Genomic DNA, 26,196 nt, shown 5'->3' with positions numbered 1-26,196 from the left:
GGCGGTGACTAAGATCACCAAAAAACGCCCCATCGAAACGTTTCGATGATCATTATCACACTCTAAAACAATCAAACGTGCAAATGATAAATCAGACACTATTATCACTATCGAAACGTTTCGATGGCTTTTCTTGAGTTGTTCTCAACCCATCAAGCGTTATTTTTCGATAGGTCGTGATATGAAAAAAAGTACTCTAATAAACTCTGAACTCTCTTACCTAGTGGCGACTCTTGGCCACACAGATGAAATCACGATTTGTGACGCAGGCTTACCAATTCCAGACCACGTAACTCGTATTGATCTTGCTTTGACTCACGGTGTCCCAAGCTTTCAGCAAACGGTAAAAACCATGCTGGATGAATCTCAAATCGAAGGCGTTGTGATTGCAGAAGAATTTGCGAAAGTAAGCCCAGAACACCACGCAGCACTGATTGATTTAATCAAGACAGAAGAAGCACGTTGTGGCAAATCGCTTTCTATTACTTACATCACTCATGAAGAATTCAAGCAGCGAACGCATGAAAGCCGTGCAGTGATTCGCACAGGTGAATGCACACCATACGCAAATGTTATTTTCCAAGCTGGCGTAACCTTTTAGCTCAAGCAAAACGCAACGACAGCTCAGTGTCATCACTGAACCAAAACAATACATAGACAGAACAATCAAATACAACTGGCCCCGAGTAAAGGAACCGACATGACTCAAGCCATTTTAGAACTTAGCTCAATTGAGAAAGCCTTCCCTGGTGTTAAAGCACTGGATAAGGCAAGCCTCAACGTTTATCCAGGACGCGTAATGGCGTTAATGGGTGAAAACGGTGCGGGTAAATCAACGCTTATGAAAGTGCTTACGGGTATCTACCACTTGGACGGCGGCACTATCGCCTACCAGGGAAAACCTGCTGCATTTAAAGGACCACGTGATTCTCAACAAGCAGGCATTAGCATCATTCACCAAGAACTGAATCTAATCCCTGAATTGACCATTGCCGAGAACATCTTCTTAGGTCGTGAAATCACAGGCACCATGGGTCGCATCTTGTGGAACGAGATGTACCAAGAAGCAGACAAGTTACTTAAACGCCTTAACGTGAAACACAGCTCAAAAACACCTTTAGGCCAGTTGAGCCTTGGTGAGCAGCAAATGGTAGAGATCGCGAAAGCACTATCGTTTGAATCTAAAGTCATCATCATGGATGAACCAACCGATGCGCTAACCGATACCGAAACTGAATCTCTGTTTAAGGTGATTAACGAACTGCGCGATGAAGGCTGTGGCATTGTTTACATCTCTCACCGTTTGAAAGAGATCTTTGAGATTTGCGATGACATCACCGTGCTTCGTGACGGTAAGTTCATTGGTCAGTGTGAAGTAAAAGACACCGACGAAGATGGCCTAATCGAAATGATGGTTGGCCGTAAGTTGGACGAGCAATATCCACGTATCGGCCAAAGCCATGGTGAAACCTGTCTTGAAGTGATTGGCCTGACGGGTTCTGGTGTTCACGATGTGAGCTTTACGCTAAAACGCGGTGAAATCCTGGGTGTATCTGGCCTAATGGGTGCTGGCCGAACTGAACTGATGAAAGTGATTTACGGTGCCCTTCCAAGTGAACGCGGCGTCATCAACCTAGAAAACAAAACCATCAACCCTGTAAGCCCGAAAGACGGATTGGCCAATGGCATTGCTTACATCTCTGAAGACCGTAAAGGCGATGGCTTAGTGCTTGGGCTTTCTGTTAAAGAGAACATGTCGCTATGTTCACTTGACCTACTGACAAAGAGCGGTCAAATCCAACACAAAGACGAAGTGATTGCGGTTGATGACTTCATCAAGCTATTCAACATCAAAACCCCGACTCGCGAACAGATTATTGGCAACCTTTCTGGTGGTAACCAACAGAAAGTGGCTATCGCTAAGGGCTTGATGACCAAACCAAAAGTACTGATTCTCGACGAGCCAACGCGTGGTGTCGATGTCGGTGCTAAGAAAGAGATTTACCAACTCATTAATAAATTTAAAGCCGACGGCATGAGCATCATCTTAGTCTCATCTGAAATGCCAGAAGTATTAGGAATGAGTGACCGCATCATGGTGATGCATGAAGGCCGTGTAAGCGGTGAATTTGATGCTAAAGAAGCAAACCAAGAATTATTACTGGCGTGTGCGGTCGGTAAAAAGATCAACGAGGACGCAGCATGAGTACTAAAACCATGAGCAAAACAACTGAAGCTCCAAAGAAAAAACCGTTAATCAGCAAAGAGTGGCTGATTGATCAAAAGTCATTGATTGCTTTGATCTTCCTGATTGTTGTCGTTTCTTTCTTAAACCCGAACTTCTTTACTGTCGACAACATCCTGAACATTCTGCGCCAAACCTCGGTTAACGCAATTATCGCTGTAGGTATGACTCTAGTTATCTTAACCGCGGGTATCGACTTGAGTGTTGGCTCTGTACTGGCACTTTGTGGTGCATTCGCAGCCAGCATGATTGGCATGGAAATCCCAGTGATGATCGCAGTGCCAACCGCTCTTGTAGCAGGTGCAGCATTAGGTGCTATCAGTGGCGTGATTATCGCCAAGGGTAAGGTTCAAGCCTTCATCGCAACGCTTGTGACTATGACACTACTTCGCGGCGTGACCATGGTTTACACCGACGGTCGTCCTATCTCGACTGGCTTTACAGACACAGCAGACGCATTCGCTTGGTTCGGTACAGGCTACGCAATGGGCATCCCAGTTCCAGTATGGATCATGGTCGTGGTATTCGCAGCGGTATGGTACCTACTGAACCACACACGCTTTGGTCGTTACGTTTACGCTCTGGGTGGCAACGAATCAGCGACTCGTCTATCAGGCATCGACGTAGACAAAGTAAAAATCGGCGTTTACGCAATCTGTGGTCTGTTAGCAGCGGTTGCAGGCATCATCGTGGCATCGCGTTTGTCCTCAGCTCAACCTACCGCAGGTATGGGTTATGAATTAGACGCCATTGCAGCCGTAGTTCTAGGCGGAACAAGCTTAGCCGGCGGTCGTGGTCGCATCATGGGCACATTGATTGGTGCTCTGATTATCGGCTTCCTAAACAACGCCCTAAACCTATTAGACGTATCTTCTTACTACCAGATGATTGCAAAAGCAGTGGTTATTCTTCTGGCGGTATTGGTCGACAACAAAAACAAATAAACCTATTCACACTCTAGGTTAATACAAGTAACACCCTGTTTTACCTTAAAATATTAGAATCTATAAATAATGTAACTACGAGCTAGGACTCACCTCCTAGCTCACCCTACACAAAGGACTTACACCATGAAAAAATTAGCGACTCTTATTTCTGCTGCTCTTCTTTCTACAACGGTATCTGTGTCTGCACAGGCGCAAGATACAATGGCAATCGTTCTGTCTACATTGAACAACCCATTCTTCGTAACCATGAAAGATGGCGCAGAAGCGAAAGCGGAAGAGCTAGGCTACAAGCTTATCGTTCTTGATTCTCAAAACGACCCAAGCAAAGAGCTTTCGAACATTGAAGATCTAACCATTCGTGGTGTTAAAGCAATCCTGATTAACCCAACGGATTCAGACGCTGTGTCTAACGCGATTCGTATTGCTAACCGCTCAGACATCCCTGTACTAACGCTAGACCGTGGCGCAAGCCGTGGCGACGTAGTGAGCCACATCGCTTCTGATAACGTAATCGGTGGCGAAATGGCAGGCCACTTCATCATGGAAAAAGTGGGCGAAAAAGCGAAAGTAATCCAACTTGAAGGTATCGCTGGTACTTCTGCTGCTCGTGAACGTGGTGAAGGCTTCATGAACGCAGTAAACGGCAGCGACCTTGAGCTTCTTGCAAGCCAACCTGCTGATTTCGACCGTACTAAAGGTCTGAACGTAATGGAAAACTTGCTTGCTGCTAACCCAGACGTACAAGCAGTATTCGCTCAGAATGATGAAATGGCTCTAGGTGCACTTCGCGCAGTTCAAGCTTCAGGTAAAGAAGTAATGATCGTTGGCTTTGATGGCACAGAAGACGGCATCGCAGCAGTTAACCGCGGCCTACTTGGCGCAACGGTTGCACAACAGCCTGACCTAATCGGTTCTCTAGGTATCGAAATGGCAGACAAAGTACTGAAAGGCGAAACAGTAGACGAGTACGTACCAGTACCTCTAAAAATCATCGCTAAGTAATCGTTACTAAGTAACGCGATATAAAGCAGGGGTCCCCTATCCCCTGCTTTGCTTAGCTCATTAGCTCATTTACTCATTTACTCACTGACTTAACATAAAAGCAAAAACCCGACAGTGCATCGCTGTTTCTCATAAGCCGCTAACAAGCGAACAATCAACGTAATGTGAATTAACGTAATGAGAAAGACCCATGCATTTTCAAATACGATATATCATAAGGCTCGTATCATGACTCAACTGATTGTTTTAGGTAGCGTTAACGCTGACCACGTACTGCAAGTTCCTTCGTTCCCTCGTCCGGGTGAAACCTTGATTGGCGGTAACTATCAGGTCATTCCTGGCGGCAAAGGCGCAAACCAAGCCGTAGCGGCAGCAAGATTAAACGCAGACATTGGCTTCATCGCCTGTGTTGGTGACGACCCATTTGGCGTCAACATTCGTCAAGATTTTGCTAAAGATGGTATCAACATCGACGGTGTGATCGTTGCAGACAACACGCCTACTGGTATCGCGATGATCCAAGTATCAGCAACCGGTGAAAACAGCATTTGTCTTTCTGCGGAAGCCAACGACAAGCTGACTTGCGATCAAATCGAACCGCACCTAGCAAAGATTCGCGGGGCTAAATACCTGCTGACTCAGCTTGAAACGCCAATTGAAGGCATTGAATACGCTGCGAAAGTAGCAAAAGAGAGTGGCACGCAAGTCATTCTAAACCCGGCTCCTGCTCGTCCATTATCGGATTCACTGCTTGCTTGTGTTGACGTGATTACACCAAACGAAACCGAAGCAGAAGTGCTAACGGGCATTACCGTGACGGACAACGCGTCTGCTCATCAGGCTGCGTTAGCTCTGCATGCTAAAGGCATCGAAACAGTAATGATCACCCTTGGCGCGAAAGGCGTTTGGGTGAGTCATCGCGGTCAAGGCAATGAAGCCAGCGAAGGTGAATTAATCGCAGGTTTCCGTGTTGAAGCAACAGATACAACTGCCGCAGGTGACACCTTTAACGGCGCGTTGGTGACAGGCTTGCTTGAAGATATGCCACTTGAGCGTGCGATTAAATTTGCCCACGCTGCTGCTGCTATCTCTGTGACTCGCTTTGGTGCTCAAACCTCTATTCCAAGCCGTGCTGAAACCGATGCGTTTTTGGCAGAGCAACTGTCTGCTTAGCTTGATACCTATTTTAAGGCTTAACTCCTGAGCTAAACCGTGGTCAATGGATGTTAGCCTTCAAATTCGGTAACAACAAATAACAAGCATAAGCCCCTGTTTTCAGGCAGAATATCGCCCAACGTGGAAGGTTATTCCCACAAGGATTTTTTATGGCAACAATGAAAGACATCGCACGGCTCGCAAAGGTTTCGACTTCTACCGTGAGCCACGTGATCAACAAATCACGCTTTGTCAGTGAAGAGATTGCTGAGCGTGTTAACAGTGCGGCTAAAGAACTCAACTATGCGCCTTCTGCATTGGCTCGCAGCTTGAAAATGAAGCAAACCAAAACCTTGGGAATGCTAGTGACCACATCCACCAACCCCTTCTTTGGTGAAGTGGTAAAGGGTGTGGAACGTCGTTGCTACGAAAAAGGCTACAACCTTATCTTGTGTAACACCGAAGGCGATAGCGAACGCATGAAATCCTCTATCGATACCTTGCTGCAAAAGCGTGTCGATGGCTTGATGCTAATGTGTTCTACCCTTGAAGGTGAACATATCGATGTATTCGAGCGCTACCCAGAACTGCCTGTTGTGGTAATGGATTGGGGCCCTATGTTGTTTGCGAGCGATAAGATCCAAGACAACTCGCACCAAGGTGGCTACATGGCAACTAAGCACCTGATTGATAACGGTCATTCTCAAATTGGTTGTATCACTGGCCCACTGCACCGCAATCAAGCTTCGTCTCGTTATCAAGGCTTCAAGCAAGCAATGGAAGAAGCCAATTTAGAGATCAACCCTAAGTGGATTGTTGAATCCAACTTTGAATGTGACGGTGGTTTTGACTCTTATCAGACATTGAAAACTCGTGGCGAAATGCCGTCTGCCTTGTTCGTCAGTAACGATATGATGGCGATGGGCGTGATTCACGCTGCGGCGCAAGATGGCACATCGATTCCGAATGATCTGTCTATCATTGGCTACGATGACATCCACCTGTCGAAGTACATGACACCCGCGTTAAGCACTGTCCACCAGCCAAAACATCGTTTAGGTAAAGCCGCAGTGGATACGCTTTTGAGCAGATTACAAACTCCAGATGCTTATCCGCAAGTCGTTGAACTTGAACCTACTCTTGTTGAACGAAGCAGCGTAAAAGCGCTTTAATACTCGCCACACTCATCACACCGTTGAAAGCTAGCTTATTGAGCTAGCTTTTTTGTCTTTGAAACATAATAACGCCGCTTAATCGCCCCTAAAATGCCGTTAATATGCGAAACTTACACGCTAAAGTATGTATTTACGCACTCAGCAACTATTTGCGCACTTAACGACTGATTATCATCTACACTAACAGTGAATAACAACGACATGGAGAGCGCTGTTTTATGATCGCGGGTTGGTTTGACAATATATCCCTACAGAAAAAGCTATTAGTCAGCTTTTTGATTCCTATCGCTTTGATGCTTATCGTGGCTTTTTCTGTCCATGAAAACACCCGAACGGTTGTAAAAGACAATAATTGGGTTGTACACACACATAAAGCCATCGCTCGGGCTCAAGAACTTCTCAGCTTAACAGTCGACATAGAAACGGCTGAACGTGGTTACTTGATCACGGGGGATCCTGTTTTTTTAGAACCCTACCATTTAGCTCTTGATGTATGGCCTCAAAAACTCCAAACCCTTGCGAATCAAGTGAGTGATAACCCACCTCAAGTAGAACGCCTATATAGAATCGATGATATCCATAAAACATGGCTGAAACAGTCTGGAGAGAAAGAGATCCATCAACGCAGCCTTGTCAATAAAGGCGAAGCTGAAATACAAAGTGTCATCGACCTCACTCAGCAGCAAACCGGAAAAAAATTGATTGATGAGATCCGCCAAGAGATTGCTCAATTCATTGAAATTGAACAACAACTTATTATTACCAGGGTCGAAAAATCGGAGAGTTCAGCCAATCAAACCAGCTACATATTAATCCTCGGAACACTGTTTTCCGTGTTCATATCACTCCTTGTTGCTGCGTGGGCGTCAAAACGTATTAATCGAAGATTACACACCCTACTTGAAGCCACTAACCAAGTTGCCGCTGGCCATTTGGATCAAGGTGCTGCAACTCTGGAATTGAATTCGAATATAAACACCCAAGACGAAATCGCGCATCTCAAACAAAGCTTTCAAAAAATGACAGCCAATTTGATCAGTAATGACAGTGAAATGAGAGCTAAAACTCAGGAGCTAATCGCCGAACGAACCAAAGCTGAAGCCGCAGTAAAAGCTAAGGGCGATTTTCTGTCTACCATGAGCCACGAGATCAGAACGCCAATGAACGGCGTTCTTGGAATATCTCAAATCATTGCAAGCCAGACCCAAGAACCAGAAACAAAAGAGAACATCAACATCATTCTCGATTCTGGTCACCACTTGATGACGATACTCAACGACATTCTGGACTTCTCAAAAGTCGAAGAAAACAAGCTTGAGCTAGACGTGGCACCCTTTAATTTTGTTCAAGTCATGCAGCCTGTATGCAGCGCACTAAAACCCTTAGCGGATGAAAAAGGCATTCGCCTGTTGATCGAAAATAACATACCGAAAAACATCCAACTCGTCGGAGACTGTGCAAGGCTACGTCAAATCATGTTCAACTTGGGCGGCAATGCGACCAAATTCACCAAAGAAGGTCATGTGTCCATTCAAGCTGACCTCAATCGCCCCAACAACCAGTTGATTCTGACCGTGACAGACACCGGGGTTGGTATCCCGAAAGATAAGCACGAGCAGGTATTCAATTCATTCGAACAGGCCGACACTTCGACAACAAGGAAGTTTGGCGGAACAGGGCTTGGCCTCGCAATCGTCAAGAACCTAGTCAACCTCATGAATGGAGAAATCACATTAACCAGTGCTGTTGGGCTTGGCACAAAATTCCAAGTCTCTCTGCCTATCACATGGCAAGAAAGCAAAGCTAAAGACATCGCTACCCATACAGTCGATGCAGAAACTCTCAGTTATAACTCGTTAAGTATCCTGTTGGTGGAAGATAACCGTATTAATGCCATTGTTGCACAAGGCTTCTGTGAAAAACTCGGCCATCATGTTGAGCATGCGGAGAATGGGAAATTGGCGATTGAACGCCTCAAAACCACTCAATATGACCTTATCTTGATGGACAATCATATGCCTGAAATGAACGGGGTCGAAACAACGCATCACATCCGCGAAAAACTGAAACTCGATACCTTGATATTCGCTTACACGGCCGATGTATTCCGTGAGGCGCATGACAACTTTATTCAGGCGGGTGTCGACCATATTCTGACCAAGCCTCTGCAGCAAGAGAGTTTCTTCGACGCCCTACAACAGTTCTCAAGTCGATTACCGAAACAAACCGCAGCCGAAGGTTCGAGTGAGAATGAAAATATTGTCGAGCTTCATCGTAAGCCTATTGAAACGTTAAGGTTAACGGAAGAAGAGATCAGCCATTCAGAAGTGATACACATACTGAAAGACGACACGGAAGGGTTCAGCTTACTTATCGACTCAACCATTATTGAGTTCGAACAATCGGTTGACCGTGTCATCGAATACTATTTAGCGAAAGAATTAGAGCCACTTTGTCGTACTCTGCACTCCATTAAAGGCATGTCACTAAACTTAGGTCTTAACATGCTTTCTAAGCAGGCATTGGAGCTAGAAGTCGAAGCCAAAAATCAACAATTGCCGGATATTGAACGACTGCAAAAACTGCTCAATCGCCTTATGGTCAATATCCATCAAGCTCAGCGGATGAAAAACGCCCATTCAGTCGAGCATCTGAATCAAATCAACGATCAAGCTTAAGAACGCTTGGTTCCCAAACTAAAACGCAAGGCTTAATCACCTTGCGTTTTTCGATCTTATACCACGCTAGTCTCTGTTCTAGCGATTTAACGGTCTAAGAGAGCGGTGATTTGCTGCATCTCATCTTCAACATCAACGCCATTGTATTGCGGCGCAATCGAGAGATCTTGAATACTTACGGTTTCTACCGATTGCCTTTCGTTGAGCTGAGTCATTAACTCCCCTTTGGGTGAGTAGACTCGGCTTCCACCACAATAAGTCGCGGTAAACGCATCAACCACATCCTGTCCAACCCGATTACACGTCACCACATGACACCCCTCTTCTAAAGCCCTTGCTTGAGCAATAGCAAAACTGTGCTGCCCGCCGAAATTGGCAGGGTGAAGAATAACGTCGACCGACTGATACCCTCTCATGATCTCCGGGAACCAAATATCAAAGCAAATCGCAACACCAAACTTCAAGCCTTTGTGCTCAAACGTGAGGCGCTCTTCCCCTCTCGAGAAATACTGCTTATCGAATTTGGTTTGACTGATTTTTCTGTATTTGTGTCGTAAACCGGAAGCATCCACAACCACCACACTGTTGTAATATTGGCCGCTATCTTTCTCGGCAATACCCGCAACAATCAAGGTGTGATGCTTCGCTGCCATCTGAGTTAATGAATCAATAGTACTGCTGTCGGTGAAGTCTTCAGCCAATTCGTGAATTTCTTCAGCCTCGTTAAAAATATACCCAGTAGTGAACAGTTCAGGCAGTAAAGTAATATCCCCGACTGACGACTCCGCTTGCAAAAGATCAGAGACCGAATCAATGTTCTTTTGTTTGTTCTTGTATTCAACTTCAAGCTGAATAAGGGTGATACTGACATTATTCAAAATCGATTCCTTGCTAGGTAATACTTCAAACTAGAGACTAAGAACTAAGAACTAAGAACTAAGAACTAAGAACTAAGAACTAAGAACTAAAGAGTAAGACAATCCCCTATCGCTTTGTTATTAGCACGCAAAAGGTTGAAGCAGGTGCACAGTCCTGTACGTATTTTAAACCTGCCTACGGCGCTAATTTAGGCTCTGGTAAAACCGGAGGCGTGCTGTCCATATAAGTTAAGAAGTTTTCCCACACCTCATGCGTGCGCTGCTTGGTTAACGTCGTCTTGCAAGAAAGCGCCATAACCCCTCGAATAGAACCATCACGCCATTGGGTGTAAACAGAGTCGCAATGTGCTGTCATGTACGCCTGCCAGCTCTCCTGAGCCTTCTTAATTGATGCCACCAGCTCAGCATCATAAGCATTGTGCTCAAAGCTGGCTGCAAGGTATTTATCCAGTTCCGATTGTGCAGATTCCAACTCAATTGCCGCACACTGATTGATCTCGATGGTATTCATCGCATTCTCGCAATCAACAACACCTTCGTCGGCCAACGCAGAGAATGAGAAGCACACCGCTATAAGTGCTGATATCAGTTTTGTCATAATCATCCTTTATGCTGTCACCACCAAAACGAATCGAGTCGTGACTTTATTTATTTAAACATGGCTCAATATTCAGCTCATTCAACTCATTCAGCTCGGCCAAATAACAACAAAACTTATCAGGATATAAGCATTTGTTATCCGCATGAATCATCAAAAATGACGCCTCGATAACTCAAATAAACGAGATAACATCAAGATTTTTCTGGTAAAACTGGAAAACATATTATTTATATCAATAATTCGTGCCTACATTCACAATATTAATTATTTATATTGCTACATAATCGTTAACTTTATAAATTAAATCGAATGCTCACATAAATCGGTAACGCTTCTCCAACTATGGATATCAAGTACCAAAACATTGCCAAGACTTCATTTTACTTTGCCATCTCTTTCTTTTTTTCCATGGCAATGCTCATTCCTTTTACACCGCATCACTACCAAACATTAACCGAAGACACATCAAGGTTAGTCGAAACCAGGTTAGAAGGGATCCAATCAAGGTTCGACCGTTTTTTATCTGAAGTTAGACCTGAACAGTCTTGCGACGCGATCGTTAGACAGCTTCGACAAAACGTTTTTGAAGCCGATTGGGTAAAAGAAGCAGCGGTATTCAATAAAGAGAACCGATTTTACTGTTCAACCACCGATGGTGACGTTTCATTTCGCCTATACAGCACCATCAGGCAGCGACTCAACGACGACCCGAATTTAACGACCCTGTCGTATTCCAACTCAGCCATCACGCAAGTTCAGTCCATCATGCTCATTTTCTCGAACAAAGAAGATGCCGGAGTGAGCCTAATGATTCCGCCACACTTCATCTATGACCTTGTTGAAACAAACCTGAGCAACCATGGAATACAGGCCAAAGTAGAGGTGATCAAAAGAGATATCCACCCTACCGATATTGACTCATCAATCGCCAAGGTGCGGATACAATCAAACAGCTACCCGTTGACCATCACCTCTTACATTGGGTATCAGTTTTATCTTCACTTCATGTTGAGCTATTTATGGTTTGGCTTTTTGATGGCCGGAATTACCACCATAATTCTCCTTTCGATCAAGCATAAAAAGCAGAGCCAACGCAGCTTAGAATATTCGCTTTCAAGTGCGCTAAAAAACCAGCACCTTCATGTTCACATGCAGCCTATCGTTAACCAAAACACCAGTGAGATCGTCGGCTGTGAGTCGTTATTACGATGGAACGACCCAATTGAAGGTAACGTCTCCCCTGCTATTTTCATTCCGCTTGCCGAAAGCTTAGGCTTGATTGAGGAGCTCACCTACTTCGTGCTACGCAAAGTATTAATGACGTTGAAAAGCAATCAAGACGTGTTCGAATCAAAGTACATCAGCGTCAACATCAGCCGCAACGTAGTGTCCAACAGTAACTTCTCTAACAAAGTGATCAGCATCTTTAAAAGACACCCTGAGATCCTCAAGCAGGTGGTATTTGAAGTAACCGAAGATGGTGAATGTTCTGATGCCGACATGGTCAAAATTAGAGACAACCTAACCAAGCTATCGAACATGGGCGTAAGAGTTGCGATTGATGATTTTGGTACAGGCTACGCAGGGTTAGATTTCGTAAGACAGTTCCCGTTCAGCATTCTCAAGATCGATCGCGTGTTCGTGAAAAACATATCCGACGAATCCAGCTTTGGCCTCCCTTTGCTAGAGTCCATGCTTCAACTATCACGCACCTTAGGGATGCAAGTGATCGTCGAAGGTGTCGAGTATGAGTCACAAGTGAAAGTCTTATCAAAGCTCGGTGTCGACTATATCCAAGGCTTCTATTTTTATAAGCCGATGCCGATAAACCTGACTATCAGCTTACTCAGGCAGCAGCATTTTGAGTCCGATAACGTTAAGGAACAAACCAACCAGACATTTCCTGTTACATAAGCCACTGAAAAACTGCGAAAGAAAACGCGAAGGCTATGGGTCTCCTTTGATGAACATTTAAATCATCGCATCATTGAATGCATCACAAGGGATATCATGGAAAAGACACTTCAAACCAAACTGGCGACTAGCCTATTACTGCTGAGAATCGGCATTTTTATCGTCTTCTTGTTCTGGGGCTTGGATAAGATTCTTGTCCCTGAGCACGCGACAAAAGTACTGTCTGGCTTTTACGGCATCGACATCTCGAACAATGCGATGATGGCTCTGGGTGTCGCGCAGCTCGGATTTTTAGGCGCATTCGTTGTAGGCATGTGGAAAAAGTACACCTACGGAGCCATTTTAGTTCTTCATGCAGGCTCAACCTTTTCCTCTTTTGGAAAATACATGGACCCGTTCAACAACCTACTGTTCTTCGCTTCTTGGCCAATGCTCGCAGCCTGTATCGCAATCTTCTTACTTCGTGACTACGACACTTATAGCGTTTCCAACTAACACAAAGGGCGCCGTTATTGGCGCCCTGTTTGGTTGGTTTTCGACAAAACAACAAACCCAACACTGGCATAAAGTGCCAAGTGTTGGGCTTCTGATTTAGTTGTTTTTTTTTGAAATCGTGCACTGGATATTTGATGATGTGGGGGTTGGGCTGACTCTTAGGTACTTGTTATAAGCGCGTTTAGTTTAATGAAGAACCTCTAGCCAAAGACTTTGTTACCGCCAAGTTTTGATACCAGTTGTTAAACACCAGTTCAAAGTCTTTCAGAACGATGCTACCGAAGTCATAATTTCGATACTGCTGACACAACCTAAAAAGCTGTCGACTATCGCTAATTGGAACTCTGAACCGAATTAATGAACTGTGCGCTGTAACCAACTTATAACGGCTGTCAAAAGTTACCCTTAACCCCGCTTCGCTTAATTGAGTTCTAAGTTCATTTCTAAACTGTTCCAAAGAATCACTGACAGGAAAACCTTGCAGTAGAATGCAATTTGGAGACGCACTAATACCTTGATATTTTATTTCTATCTGTTGATTTGAACTCAAGACTGAACGAAATATTTCGATATAAGAGTGAATATTGATTTCGCTGAGTTCAAACTCTGGTACGCATGAAATTACCGACAGAACGGTTAGGTGCAGTTCTTCAAGCGGATGGTAGTATTGCTTGGGTTCTATTTCACATACTGCTTTCTGAAAGATCATGATTTCATCAAGAACAGAACGATTACCCTGCTTTAAATATGCCAAAGCTGTAACCCCCTTCGGGTATCACTAGCAATATCTAATAGATGCGAGTCTAGCTCATAATCGTTGTGAGCAGATGCTAGCTCAAACCTTTGCCACATCTCATCATAAATACTCTGAATCATTAGCTCCTCAAAGCGTACAAATACCAATTTAGGTGCGAACAACTCTACCACCTAAACGAAACCATAGAACCGTAAACCCAAAACCCAAAACCCAAGCTTAAACTGAAAATGCTAAGCGTTGGGAATCACTCTAAAATGCTTTGTATATCGTTACTCACAGCTGACCCAATACCTAGCTAAAGGATTTGGGAAAACCTTACCTATAACGATTTTTTCAAACTCACCACCATTAGCTTCGATGACACCACGCGATGCAAAGTTATCTTCATCAGCAGTCAGTAGTGCTCGCTCGATGCCAAGAGAGGCAGCTTTCGAAAGCGCCAACTTCAGCATTAACTTACCGTTGCCCTTTCCACGAGATGAGGGGGCTATATCGTAGCCAATATGACCAGCTTCTAAAGAGAGGAAATCATTGTCGATATTATGGCGAACCCGAATAGCTCCGAGGATAGACCTTGTACTATCTATCAGCCAAAAATGACTACATGGCACATAACCTTCACGTAAGTTTACCCCCGCAGCTTCGTCACTCAAGCGCTGAACATATTTGGAAAAATCAATTTCACCTTCAAGGTAGTACTCAGCATTTTCAACATCGTTTTTAGCAAAGTCCTCATAGAAAGATTCGAAAGCAGACTGAAACTCTTGCGATGGTACAACTAACTCCATGTAATTTTCTCCGATAGGGTATAACGCCGCGTTAAGTAGTGAGCAACGCCACCACGAAACCTAACCATACCACCGTAAACACAAAACCCAACGATAGCACTAAAAATGCCATGCGTTGGGAATCTGTCTTAAACGCTTTGTTAGCATTTGACTGCCTACTTGGCGTGCATACCTTTAAGCTGAGGAAACTCAAATACTGGTAGTTCTTCATAATGTACATACGCGTTATACAAACTAATAGCTAGATTTGGAATGAAATTCGAAAAGTCAAAATATGCCTGTTTTTTTGATGTCTCATCATGCCAATATCGAATTTCAATAAAAGAGTTTGACCAACGCTGAATTTCTTTTTCAAAGGTATCTGTAGAAATATCACCAACGAGGTAAATATACATACGCCGCACCCAATTTTTCCTATCTTCAGGAAGAAGTTGGTACAACCCCCATAAACCATGATTTCTGCCAGGGTTTATACCCTGCTCTACCAATATCCCTTTAAAGAACAGTTCTGACGCAAAAGCGAAATTGACCATTGTTGGTGCTACCAAACGATTATTCTCTGTGCCTTTTGACACGGCAACACCTGCTAGCACAAATTCTTCCGCAGTATGCGTAGCGCCACCATGCATTTTTTCTATTGACATCTGACTGTATATTATCCTTTAGAAGGCTAACGCCTGCTTAAGTGGCTGCCAACTTAAACGACACTCAAACAGACCGCCGTAATCACTACACCCAATCCAGACTAAAAATGCCAAAAGTTGGCGGTCCGCCTTAAAGCATTTGTTAGGCAAAATCACCAAACACTGAATTGTGGTTTATGTAATTGATGTTCCTGAATATAGAAATTCAAGCTATCGATAATTTTTTCATAGTCACTCGATGATTGAATCTGAGAAAATTCAGATTCAATTTCAATTAACCTATCCTTTTCAACATATGGGCTCACAATTCTTACCATTTGAGTATAATGTGTCACTGCACCATTAATATATCCGTCTTTGATTATTCCAACAAATTTGCTAACACTAATAACAACCACTATAAGAGTCATTGCATAACAATACTTTTTAATTTTCTTGCTTCCAGAGCTTTGTAGTGATTTTCTGATATCTTCTATTCTTTCTAGTAAATCAGCCTTTTCCGGCTTGTCATCTATTTCTTCTGTTGGACCATGCTCTATTTCTAACTCCATTTCATTCAGGTCTGCAAGAGTTTCTTGTTCTGCTTTTATCATATCTTTAACTTTTGAAAACATTATTAGACAACCAACAATGTAGCCACTAATTAGTAGAGAAGTAAAAGACAGCAACAACGAGTAGCTAGCTTGCTCTCTGTAACCTTTTGCTACATCTCGATACAGATCATTTTTAAAGCTTTCAATACCTAGTGTTGCAACTTCTAACAATATATTAGAGCCGGAGCGGAGTGCTGGTTGAAAGATGTATTCCCAAACCCCACTGCCTATTGCACCAATTACTACGGCCCCAATAGTGCCTAAAACAAACTTAACAATCTTATTCATATTCTCAGTATAAAAAGAAAAAATTAATGATAATGCAATAGCACGCACTTTGCATGCCCGTATTGCCTAACAGCTATATTAGACAGAATAATTCTGCATTTTGTCCCTGAAACAATTCTGTCTAGTTTCCAAGACACACTACACTTAGTCCAATAACTCTCTTAATAACATCATCTTACCTACTTATCTTTGCATCAAACATGACGAAAAGCAGAAATTTTCCATATAGTTTCGGCAAAATGCAGAAAACTCCCCAATATGTGAGTAAACCGCAGTTCAGGCTATGCAGGTTGTATCTTGGAAGTTGTATTCTCAAAAACAAAAACGCCGACAATCATGTCGGCGTTTACACTAAAGGTATGGATTAGCGAGAGGTAGTCAGCTACTTCGCCATGGTACTCAAAAACTCGGCTTCGAACTCTTCATCGGCTTCTCGGGTTAGGCATTCCACCAGCCATTCGATGCTTTGATGGTCGAGCTTACTGTTCACCACGAAGGCCTGCTTTACGCCAGACTGACCCAGCTTGGCAGAGCCGTAGTTCTTGAATGACTTATTGCCGTGGTAATGGAGTGATTTTATCGCCTCCGTGTTAGGTTCTGGCAAGGCATCAAGGGTATTAGCAAGCTGAATCACCAGCTCCATTGGGTTCTTGGATGATGAGATGCGATACAGAAAACCGCCCTCCACTCTTTGGCGCACCCAGTAATCAAAACCGCTGCAATCCATCACTTTGTCGCTGACCAAGGCGGCTTCGCTGCGATAGCCACACGGTTCAACCACCACAGGGGTATGTTTGAACTCTGGTTGGCCTGATGCGGCATCGGTATGAGGCAAGATCAAGTCACACGGTTTGCTGTCTTTGGCGGTCGGTGCGTTCCAGTGGATAGGCATGAAGACTTGTTCACGGCGCATCTCTTTGGTCACCACTAATCGCGCTTGGCACTCCCCTTGTGCGCTGCGCACTTTCACCACTGGATTAATAGTGGCGTGGTTGAAAGCATCTAGCCCGAATTCATCCAAGTTCAGTTCTGAAACGGTATCTGGGTGCATGGCGACAAACGGTTCTGGGGTGTGTTCACCTAAGCCTGCCGCCAAACCTGTGCGGCTCATGGTGTGCCATTGGTCTCGGATTCGCCCTGTGTTCATGATAAGTGGGAATTCAAGGCTGGTGTCGGCAATCGGTTTGTCGTGTTCGACTGCAATAAACTGCGCTTTGCCAGATTCTGTAAAGAACTCGCCATTAGTGAACATGCGCTGCTCAATGATCTCAGGTTGATACTCTAATACTGGCCATTGCTGTGGAGTGAGTTCGCCATAGCCCTTTTCATCCAGTTGCGTGAGTCCAATTAAGCACAAGTCACGCGCTTTACCTGTTTCATTGCCGAGCGCTGTCATCTCGCAATACTCTTTGAAGATCTCGCCTTCGTGGCGGAACTCGAACTGCTCTTTGAATCCCATTTTTTGCGCGACTTCTTTTAATATCCACCAATCGGGTTTGGCTTCCCCTGGGCTTGGTAACACACGGCGTTGGCGTGAGATTCGGCGTTCAGAGTTGGTCACAGTACCCGACTTCTCGCTCCACCCTTGCGCGGGCAGCACCACATCGGCCAAGCGAGTGGTTTCCGTATCGGCAATACAATCAGACACCACCACAAATGGGCACTTCTCTAATGCCGCTTTGATCTTTTCGCTATCAGGCAGGCTCACGACTGGGTTGGTCGCCATGATCCACACGGCTTTGATTTTACCTTCATTCATGGCATCAAACAGGTCAATCGCTTTTAAACCCGCATGTGTGGCTAAGCTGTCGGTTTGCCAAAACTCGCTGACGGTTTGGTGTGATTGCGGGTCACCAAATTCAAAGTGCGCCGCTAAGGTATTGGCTAAACCGCCCACTTCTCGGCCACCCATTGCGTTCGGCTGGCCCGTTACAGAGAATGGCCCCATGCCCGGCTTGCCGATTTTCCCAGTAGCTAAATGGCAGTTAATAATGGCGTTTACCTTATCGCACCCTTGTGTCGATTGGTTCACGCCTTGGGAGTAAATGGTCAGCACCTTCTCGTTCGATGCAAACAAACTGTAGAACTGTTTTAGCTGCTGCTCTGTTAACCCTGTAAGTTCAGGAACACTTTTGTCGCCCCAGCCTGATTCGGTATAACGGTACTGAGTCGCAGATCGAATCGATTCAGTAAAGCCTTGGGTGTGGTTTTCTATGTAGTCTGCATCTAGCTTGTCGTTATCATCGAGGTAACCCAATAAACCATTGAACAATGCGACATCTGAGCCAGATTCCAATGCCAAGTGAATGTCTGCGATTTCACAGGTGTCGGTATAACGCGGGTCGATGACGATGACTTTCAATGCTGGGTTGGCTTGTTTCGCGGCTCTTAACCTTTGGAAAAGTACCGGGTGACACCATGCTAGGTTGGATCCTGTAATCACAACCAGATCGGCTTGCTCAAGATCTTCATAACAAACCGGCACTGTGTCTGCACCAAATGCACGCTTATGCCCGACCACGGTTGAAGCCATACACAGCCTAGAATTACTGTCGATGTTGCCACTGCCGATGAAGCCTTTCATCAGTTTATTGGCAACGTAATAGTCTTCGGTAAGCAGCTGACCAGACACATAGAACGCAACCGAATCGGCCCCATATTCTTCGATGGTTTGATTGAATTTGTCTGCGACCAACTGAGTGGCACTGTTCCAATCCAGCTCTTGTTTTTGCTCATTCTGAATATAAGCAGGCTGTGTAAGACGACCTAAAGGCGTGACGGTGTCGCCGAGCGCGATCCCTTTAGTACATAGCTTTCCATAGTTTGATGGATGATCTTTATCACCACGTACTTCTAGTTTTCCTAGCGATGTCGGTCTCGCTTCTATTCCACACCCTACACCACAATAAGCACAGGTCGATTTTATCCAGCCGCTGTTTGAATCGGTCATCCGTTTCTCGCTCAATTATCCATAATTGTAATAAGTGAAAACAAGCAAATAACACGCCACTTAATAGCAGTCGATGAATTGCAAATATTTTCATTTAAAAACAATGAGTTAATAAAAATACAAATATCAACAACGAACCAAACAGAACTTAACCAAGATCGAAACTTAATTTTTGCACCATCTTGCAGAAAGTTGCACCACAAATGCTCATTTATATAAATCTAACAAAAAATTTACATACCACTTTAGGGGTAATTGCGTGCTACCTATACTTTTTAAACCACTGAAAATTATAAATTAATTTTTATTTAAATGAACGAACCGTAATCTGGCACCCTCCTTGCTCCACTAAAAAACAAGACTTAGAAAAAACATTTTTGTTTTTCTTGATGATTATGAATTGAGTGGAATCTCAACCCGGTATTCATCTGCTAACGACTAGAAATTAGATGCTAGTGATGGTGACGCCGAGAATAAGGAATGGATTATGAGCAAGAAGAAAATCGTCGTTGTTGGTAACGGCATGGTTGGACACAAATTTATCGACAACATCCTGCAATCAGAGAGTGATGAGTTTGATGTAATTACTTTCAGTGAAGAGCCAAGGCTAGCATACGACCGTGTTCAGCTAACGGCTTACTTTAATGGTAAAAGTGCTGATGACCTGTCATTGACCAGTGAAGAGTATTACCAAAGCAACGGCGTGAGCTACTTGTTGAACCAGAAGGTTGCCAAGCTAGACACCGCCAATCAACAAGTCATCACTGAAAGTGGTCATGTTGAAAGTTATGACAAGCTGATCTTGGCGACGGGCTCTTTCCCTTTTGTTCCCCCTATTCCCGGTAACGACCAAGAACACTGTCACGTTTATCGCACCATCGAAGACTTAGACGCCATCGAGCTTTCAAGCAAAGGCAGCAAATCTGGCGTGGTGATTGGTGGTGGTCTGCTTGGCTTAGAGGCCGCAAACGCAGTCAAAAACCTTGGCTTAGAAACCCATGTGGTTGAATTCGCGCCTCGCCTAATGGCCGTTCAATTAGATGACGGTGGCGGTGCCCTACTGCGCAGAAAGATTGAAGACCTTGGTGTGCAAGTTCATACCGAGAAAGCGACCTCTGAAATAGTCGACGGTGAAAACGCTCGCTACCGTATGAACTTCGCCGATGGCACCCATTTAGAAACCGATATGATCGTATTCTCTGCCGGTATTCGCCCTCAAGATGAGCTGGCAAGAAGCTCTGATGTCGAGATTGGCGAGCGTGGCGGTATTGTGATCAACAATCACTGTCAAACCAACATCGACAACGTCTACGCGATTGGTGAATGTGCCCTTTGGGATAACAAGATCTTCGGCTTAGTGGCTCCCGGTTATTCGATGGCAAAAATCGCGGCTTCGCATATTGTCTCTGACGGTACTGACGACGCTGCATTCACTGGCGCAGACATGAGCACCAAGCTCAAACTGCTTGGCGTCGATGTGGCCAGTATTGGCGAAGTACACGGCAAGACAGAAGGTGCTCAATCGTATACTTATAACGATGAAATTGAACAAGTTTATAAGCGCCTGATCATTTCGGCTGACGGCACAAAGATTGTCGGTGCAGTATTGGTCGGTGATGCAGAAGCCTACGGTTCGCTACTGCAAATCAAACAAAATGACATGCCCCTTCCTGAAAACCCATCAGTGCTGATTTTACCTAACGTGGCCGATAATTCTGGTTCAGCAATGGGTGTAGAAGCTCTGCCTGATAGCGCTGTGATCTGTTCATGTTTTGATGTGACCAAAGGCGATATTAAAGACGCGGTCTCTGCGGGCTGCACCACGATGGCGGCTTTGAAAGAAACCACCAGCGCTTCGACAGGGTGTGGCGGTTGTTCTGCCCTTGCGAAACAGGTTCTCGATAGTGAACTGAGTAACTTGGGTGTGGAAGTCTCTAACGATATCTGTGAGCACTTTGCTTATTCTCGCCAAGAGCTTACCGACATCATCCGTGTCAACAAAATCAAGACCTTTGACGAGCTGTTAGATTCTCACGGCAACGGATTAGGCTGTACTGTATGTAAACCGGCTGTCGGTTCGATTCTGGCTTCGTACTGGAACGATTACATCCTTGAAGATCAACATATCGAGCTGCAAGACACCAACGACATCTACCTTGGCAACATGCAAAAAGACGGCACTTACTCGGTGGTTCCGCGTATTGCTGGCGGTGAAATCACTCCAGATAAATTAATCGTGCTTGGTGAAGTTGCTAAAGAGTTCGACCTCTACACCAAAATCACGGGCGGTCAGCGTGTCGACTTGTTTGGCGCACAGCTTAACGAACTGCCTATCATCTGGAAAAAGCTGATTGATGCAGGTTTTGAAACGGGCCACGCCTACGGTAAATCGGTTCGTACCGTGAAATCGTGTGTCGGTAGCACTTGGTGTCGATACGGTGTCGACGACAGTGTTGGCTTAGCGATTCGACTTGAGAACCGCTACAAAGGCCTACGTTCACCACACAAGATCAAGTTTGCGGTTTCAGGCTGTACTCGTGAATGTGCAGAAGCCCAATCGAAAGACATTGGTGTTATCGCCACCGACAAAGGTTGGAACCTTTACATCTGTGGTAACGGCGGTATGCGCCCTCGCCATGCAGACCTATTCGCCACTGATTTGGACGAAACCACACTCCTTAAATACATCGACCGCGTTTTGATGTTCTACACACGTACCGCAGACCGCCTACAGCGTACATCGGTATGGATGGAGAACCTCGAAGGCGGCATTGAATACCTCAAACAAGTCGTGATTGAAGACAAGCTCAACGTAGCTGAAGAACTCGAAGCGGACATCGCACTCAACATCGAGAAGTACCAGTGTGAATGGAAAACCACCATTGAAAACCCTGAGAAGATGAAGCGCTTCCAGCACTACATCAACAGTGAAGAAATGGACACTAGCCTCTCTTTCATCAAAGAGCGAGAGCAACGTTTTCCTAAACCGAGCTTGAGTGATGCTTCGAATTCAAAACGCGATGAAAAGCTCGCTAAAGCAAACCAAATCGAAGTGACTGAGGTTTCATAAATTTCATCAGGTTCATCAGGTTCATCAGGTTCATCAATAAAAAAATAAAAACTCAATTTTAGACTAGGAGAAAGTCATGGAAAATTGGACAACCGTATGCAGCACCAGCGACCTAACCCCAAACGGGGGAATTTGCGCCAAAGTAGACGATAACCAAGTGGCTATTTTTTACTGCAAGCGCAGCGACACGCTTTATGGGCTCTCTAATTACGACCCTATCGGCAAGGCGAATGTGATGTCACGTGGTATAATTGGTTCATTAAGCGGAGAACCTTACGTGGCCTCACCCTTATACAAGCAGCATTACCACTTAGAAACTGGCGAATGTCTTGAACAGCCTGAACTCAAGCTCGTGAAATTTGAAGTTCGCAAGCAAGGAGAACAAGTTCAAGTTCTCGCACCTCTTGCTATCGCCAGTTAACTAAACCGCCGACACCATGATGCAAACGCTTATTTGCGTGCGCAATTTCGGCACAGGGTTTATGCACATTAAAAGCGTTCGAAGTTCGGAAGTAACGCAGATGCACAAACCAGGTAATTTTCCAGATTTAAAGGATTTAAACTATGGATAACACTAAATTTTCGCTGCTTTCATTTACGGGTAAGATGAAGGTCTTACACCTAAGCTGGATGGCCTTTTTCATTACCTTTGTTGTGTGGTTCAACTTTGCCCCACTACTGCAAATGGTAAAAACCACACTTGGTCTTTCTACTGAAGAGATCAAAACCCTCCTGATCCTCAACGTTGCATTGACCATTCCGGCGCGTGTCGCCATAGGCATGCTAACCGATAGATACGGCCCAAGGTTGGTCTACTCTTCGCTACTCGCGGTCTGTTCGATCCCTTGTTTTATGTTTGCTCTGGCAGACTCTTTCATTCAAGCGGCCATCGCTCGTTTCCTACTGGGCTTCATTGGTGCAGGTTTCGTTGTCGGTATTCGTCTTGTGTCTGAATGGTTCCCACACAACGAACTGGGTACGGCTGAAGGTATTTACGGCGGTTGGGGTAACTTCGGTTCAGCAGCAGCAGCGTTCACACTTCCAACTCTCGCTCTAGCGTTTGGTGGTGAAGACGGCTGGCGTTATGCGGTCGGTATTACTGGCGTAATGAGCTTAGCGTTCTCGTTTATCTTCTACAAAAACGTGTCAGATACACCAAAAGGTTCAACTTACTTCAAGCCTGCTCAAGTAACAGCAATGGAAGTGACATCAAAGGGTGACTTTTTCTTCCTACTTATTATGAAGATCCCTATGTATGCCGCTTTAGCGCTACTGACTTGGAAGCTTTCACCAAGCAACATCAACATGTTGTCTGACATGGCGGTTTACTCTGTGTATGCAGGTTTAGCAGCACTTTACGTGTACGAAGTGTCGCAAGTTTGGAAAGTAAACAAGAACGTATTTAAAGAAGAAGTACCAGAGATTCACCAGTACAAATTCAAGCAAGTTGCGGTACTTAACGTATTGTACTTCGCGACATTTGGTTCTGAACTGGCTGTGGTTTCTATGTTGCCACTGTTCTTCTCTGAAACCTTTGAATTAACACCGGTTCTTGCAGGTATGGTTGCATCGGCTTATGCCTTTATGAACCTAATGTCTCGTCCAGGTGGTGGTTGGATTTCAGATAAATTCGGTCGTAAACCAACACTGCTTATTCTAACGATTGGTCTTGCTGTGGGTTACTTCGCAATGGGTCAAGTCGACAGCACATGGCCTGTATGGCTAGCGGTTGTCGCGGCGATGGCGTGTTCTTTCTTCGTGCAAGCGGGTGAAGGTGCGGTATTCGCAACGGTTCCTCTAATCAAGCGTCGCATGACAGGTCAAATTGCAGGTATGACGGGGGCTTACGGTAACGTGGGTGCGGTAGTTTACCTAACTGTGTTGTCATTCGTGAGCTACCAAACCTTCTTCTTAGTGATTGCTGCAACAGCGGTACTTGGCTTTGTGACTCTACTGTTCATGGAAGAGCCTAACGGTCAAATCGCCGAAGTAAACGACGATGGCAGTGTCACGCTGATTAATGTTTCAAGCTAGGAAGCATTGATATTATTGAATCGGAAGAAGCACCTTAGCGGATACATCAATGCTAGGTGCTTCGTTCAAAGGCTCTAAGTTCACTAGGGCTTTTGTTCTTCCTAGGATGTTCTGTCAAGGAAGCGGGAAGAAGAGCAGTTAAGAAGAAGACCAGTTATGACAATTTCATTCAGCCAAGGGCAAGTCATCACGCCAGAATCCAACAACCAGTTAACGCTTAAGTTTGGTGGTTATTCGAATCAAGGCGTACGAGATGAAAACCAAGATGCGATCATTGTAAAACACCCCAAAACTCGCGCAGAGCAAGAGTTGAAAGGCAGTGTTGCCTGCATAGCAGACGGCGCAAGTTGCAGTGAACACGGCCAGAAAGCCAGTCACACCAGCGTGATGCAGTTTATCGACGACTATTACGCAACTCCCCAAAGCTGGAGCATTCAGCGTTCAGCGCAAAAGGTTTTAACGTCCCTCAATTCTTGGCTCTTCAACACGTCTGTTTCTAATATTCATCCCGCACAACAAGTGAACCACAATGCCCTCGTTTCGACGTTCAGCAGCGTGATATTAAAATCGAACACCGCACATATATTCCACGTTGGCGACAGTCGCATTTACTTACTCAGAGATGGAGAATTACGCCAACTGACCCGCGACCACACCCGTAAAAATATGGGGCAGAAGCATTACTTAACACGCGCCTTAGGCATGGACAACCAACTCAACGTTGACTATCAAACCCTGCCTATCAAGAAAAACGACTGCTTTATCCTGACATCTGATGGCGTGCACGAGTTTGTCTCTCCCAACACCTTCAAGGAACACATCGACAAACCCGGAGCAGATTTCGAATACGCAGCGCAAACCATCTGTAATACCGCTTTAAGCCACAATAGCTCAGACAACGTGAGCTGCTTGATTGTGCAAGTCAGCCATCTGCCTAAACCTTCGCTGATTGAGTTTCATGAAAAGCTGGCTAAACGTGCTATCCCACCCGCGCTAAAACTTGGTCAAAGTATCGATAACTTTATGGTACTTGAGGTGTTGTATGCAGGCTCAAGAAGTCATGTGTATCGTGTGATGCAGAAAGAGACACAAACCGAGTTCGTGCTGAAAGTCCCTTCCGTTCAATATCACGATAGCCCTTCGCAACTCAGAGCTTTCTTTAATGAACAATGGGCGGGAATCTTGTTAAAAAACAAGAGAGTAATGAAGGTTTATCCGACGCCAGAGAACTCGCAATTCTTATACCAAATCTGCGAATGGGTAGAAGGCATCACGCTAAGACAATGGATGTACGACAATCCAAAACCGTCACTCAATGAAGTGCGTGACATATTAGAAAAGATCACTCAAGGCATTCGAGTACTGCAACGTGCAGACATGGTGCACCGAGACTTAAAGCCCGAGAACATCATGATTCAACGTGATGGTGAGGTGAAAATCATCGACCTTGGTGCGGTGTTAGTGAGAGGCCTTGAAGAGGGGGAGCTCACCGACAAAGACGACACACCATTAGGCGCGGTCAATTACATTGCACCCGAGACCATCAAGCACAACACGGCCACCACCAGTTCGGATTTGTTCTCTATCGCCGTGATCGGCTATGAGATGTTAACAGGTGCATTGCCCTACTCTGAAATGACCGCACAATCGCTTAAACAATCTCGCCACCATCAATGGGAATACCAACCCATCACTCAGAAACGAGCGGACTTACCGAGTTGGGTGGATTTGGTGTTACAAAAAGCCTGCGCGGAATCACCAAGCGAACGTCATCAAGTGTTGGGAGATTTTGTAGCAGATCTTTACACACCAAACCAAAGCTTGGTGAAAAGCAAAGCCAAGCAACCTTTGATAAACCGAAACCCGATCCAGTTTTGGAAAGTGTTGGCTTTGTTGCTCGGCATTGTTGCCATTGTAGAAATGGGCTTATTGTTGAGTTCGAGTTAATTACAGGTTCGAGTTAAAGCCAAGTGCTAGTTAAA

Annotated in this window: 19 protein-coding genes and 1 pseudogene; 13 read left to right on the top strand and 7 right to left on the bottom strand. The window is 44.9% G+C overall.

Features of this window, described 5'->3' with window-relative positions; all coding sequences use genetic code 11:
• Window positions 1–181: 181 nt before the first annotated feature.
• The 7 genes from rbsD (at window position 182) to AB6E85_RS04450 (ending at window position 9,202) form a co-directional block, all read left to right on the top strand.
• Complete coding sequence (gene rbsD / locus AB6E85_RS04480) at window positions 182–601, top strand: D-ribose pyranase (RefSeq protein WP_017060853.1); 420 nt, start codon at window positions 182–184, stop codon at window positions 599–601.
• Between the two features lie 99 nt (window positions 602–700).
• A complete protein-coding gene (gene rbsA, locus AB6E85_RS04475; protein WP_009844906.1) occupies window positions 701–2,206 on the top strand; it encodes a ribose ABC transporter ATP-binding protein RbsA in 1,506 nt (501 codons plus the stop codon).
• A complete protein-coding gene (gene rbsC, locus AB6E85_RS04470; protein ID WP_017082395.1) occupies window positions 2,203–3,189 on the top strand; it encodes a ribose ABC transporter permease in 987 nt (328 codons plus the stop codon). The genes rbsA and rbsC overlap by 4 nt, the downstream gene beginning before the upstream one ends.
• Before the next feature lie 126 nt (window positions 3,190–3,315).
• Window positions 3,316–4,194: a ribose ABC transporter substrate-binding protein RbsB gene (gene rbsB / locus AB6E85_RS04465; protein WP_017058470.1), complete on the top strand. Its 879-nt coding sequence runs from the start codon at window positions 3,316–3,318 to the stop codon at window positions 4,192–4,194.
• A gap of 228 nt (window positions 4,195–4,422) precedes the next feature.
• Window positions 4,423–5,367 (top strand): ribokinase, encoded by a 945-nt coding sequence (rbsK, locus tag AB6E85_RS04460; RefSeq protein ID WP_372141620.1) that lies wholly within the window; start codon window positions 4,423–4,425, stop codon window positions 5,365–5,367.
• A 152-nt stretch (window positions 5,368–5,519) separates the two neighbouring features.
• Entirely contained in the window at window positions 5,520–6,521 is a 1,002-nt protein-coding gene (locus AB6E85_RS04455; protein ID WP_048613455.1) for a substrate-binding domain-containing protein, read from the top strand.
• 221 nt (window positions 6,522–6,742) lie between these two features.
• Window positions 6,743–9,202, top strand: a complete 2,460-nt coding sequence (locus AB6E85_RS04450; protein ID WP_372141619.1) for a CHASE3 domain-containing protein — start codon at window positions 6,743–6,745, stop codon at window positions 9,200–9,202.
• A gap of 86 nt (window positions 9,203–9,288) precedes the next feature.
• Here the strand turns inward: AB6E85_RS04450 and AB6E85_RS04445 are convergent, their stop codons facing one another.
• Together AB6E85_RS04445 and AB6E85_RS04440 are read right to left on the bottom strand one after the other, a co-directional pair.
• Entirely contained in the window at window positions 9,289–10,080 is a 792-nt protein-coding gene (locus AB6E85_RS04445; protein ID WP_372141617.1) for a carbon-nitrogen hydrolase family protein, read from the bottom strand.
• Between the two features lie 175 nt (window positions 10,081–10,255).
• Window positions 10,256–10,678, bottom strand: coding sequence for a lysozyme inhibitor LprI family protein (locus AB6E85_RS04440; RefSeq protein WP_372141616.1), 423 nt, complete (start codon window positions 10,676–10,678; stop codon window positions 10,256–10,258).
• 345 nt (window positions 10,679–11,023) lie between these two features.
• Here AB6E85_RS04440 and AB6E85_RS04435 point away from each other — a divergent pair, with 345 nt between their 5' ends.
• Window positions 11,024–12,595 carry an EAL domain-containing protein gene (locus AB6E85_RS04435; RefSeq protein WP_372141615.1) on the top strand — a complete coding sequence of 524 codons (1,572 nt, stop codon included), beginning with the start codon at window positions 11,024–11,026 and terminating at the stop codon, window positions 12,593–12,595.
• A gap of 96 nt (window positions 12,596–12,691) precedes the next feature.
• Window positions 12,692–13,090, top strand: coding sequence for a hypothetical protein (locus AB6E85_RS04430; RefSeq protein WP_017067715.1), 399 nt, complete (start codon window positions 12,692–12,694; stop codon window positions 13,088–13,090).
• A gap of 181 nt (window positions 13,091–13,271) precedes the next feature.
• Here AB6E85_RS04430 and AB6E85_RS04425 read toward each other — a convergent pair.
• The 5 genes and pseudogenes from AB6E85_RS04425 to AB6E85_RS04405 all read right to left on the bottom strand — a co-directional run bounded on the left by AB6E85_RS04425 (window position 13,272) and on the right by AB6E85_RS04405 (window position 19,125).
• Window positions 13,272–13,966: pseudogene (locus tag AB6E85_RS04425) on the bottom strand (2'-5' RNA ligase family protein).
• A gap of 150 nt (window positions 13,967–14,116) precedes the next feature.
• Complete coding sequence (locus AB6E85_RS04420; RefSeq protein WP_372141613.1) at window positions 14,117–14,635, bottom strand: GNAT family N-acetyltransferase; 519 nt, start codon at window positions 14,633–14,635, stop codon at window positions 14,117–14,119.
• A gap of 155 nt (window positions 14,636–14,790) precedes the next feature.
• Complete coding sequence (locus AB6E85_RS04415) at window positions 14,791–15,279, bottom strand: hypothetical protein (protein WP_048612027.1); 489 nt, start codon at window positions 15,277–15,279, stop codon at window positions 14,791–14,793.
• A 152-nt stretch (window positions 15,280–15,431) separates the two neighbouring features.
• Window positions 15,432–16,208 carry a hypothetical protein gene (locus AB6E85_RS04410; RefSeq protein WP_371695689.1) on the bottom strand — a complete coding sequence of 259 codons (777 nt, stop codon included), beginning with the start codon at window positions 16,206–16,208 and terminating at the stop codon, window positions 15,432–15,434.
• A 334-nt stretch (window positions 16,209–16,542) separates the two neighbouring features.
• Window positions 16,543–19,125, bottom strand: coding sequence for a molybdopterin oxidoreductase family protein (locus tag AB6E85_RS04405; RefSeq protein ID WP_372141612.1), 2,583 nt, complete (start codon window positions 19,123–19,125; stop codon window positions 16,543–16,545).
• Window positions 19,126–19,597: 472 nt separating this feature from the next.
• Here AB6E85_RS04405 and nirB point away from each other — a divergent pair, with 472 nt between their 5' ends.
• From nirB to AB6E85_RS04385, 4 genes are all read left to right on the top strand, one after another.
• A complete protein-coding gene (gene nirB / locus AB6E85_RS04400) occupies window positions 19,598–22,180 on the top strand; it encodes a nitrite reductase large subunit NirB (protein ID WP_372141611.1) in 2,583 nt (860 codons plus the stop codon).
• 76 nt (window positions 22,181–22,256) lie between these two features.
• Window positions 22,257–22,601 carry a nitrite reductase small subunit NirD gene (nirD, locus tag AB6E85_RS04395; protein ID WP_012600889.1) on the top strand — a complete coding sequence of 115 codons (345 nt, stop codon included), beginning with the start codon at window positions 22,257–22,259 and terminating at the stop codon, window positions 22,599–22,601.
• Between the two features lie 143 nt (window positions 22,602–22,744).
• Complete coding sequence (locus AB6E85_RS04390; protein ID WP_017060867.1) at window positions 22,745–24,214, top strand: NarK family nitrate/nitrite MFS transporter; 1,470 nt, start codon at window positions 22,745–22,747, stop codon at window positions 24,212–24,214.
• 156 nt (window positions 24,215–24,370) lie between these two features.
• Complete coding sequence (locus AB6E85_RS04385; RefSeq protein ID WP_372141610.1) at window positions 24,371–26,161, top strand: protein kinase domain-containing protein; 1,791 nt, start codon at window positions 24,371–24,373, stop codon at window positions 26,159–26,161.
• Window positions 26,162–26,196: the final 35 nt, after the last annotated feature.

It is taken from the genome of Vibrio sp. 10N.247.311.51 (assembly GCF_041467855.1).
Lineage (GTDB): Bacteria > Pseudomonadota > Gammaproteobacteria > Enterobacterales > Vibrionaceae > Vibrio > Vibrio coralliirubri.
The sequence above is the reverse complement of the archived record's forward strand: the minus strand, read 5'-3'. Positions and strand labels throughout refer to the sequence as shown.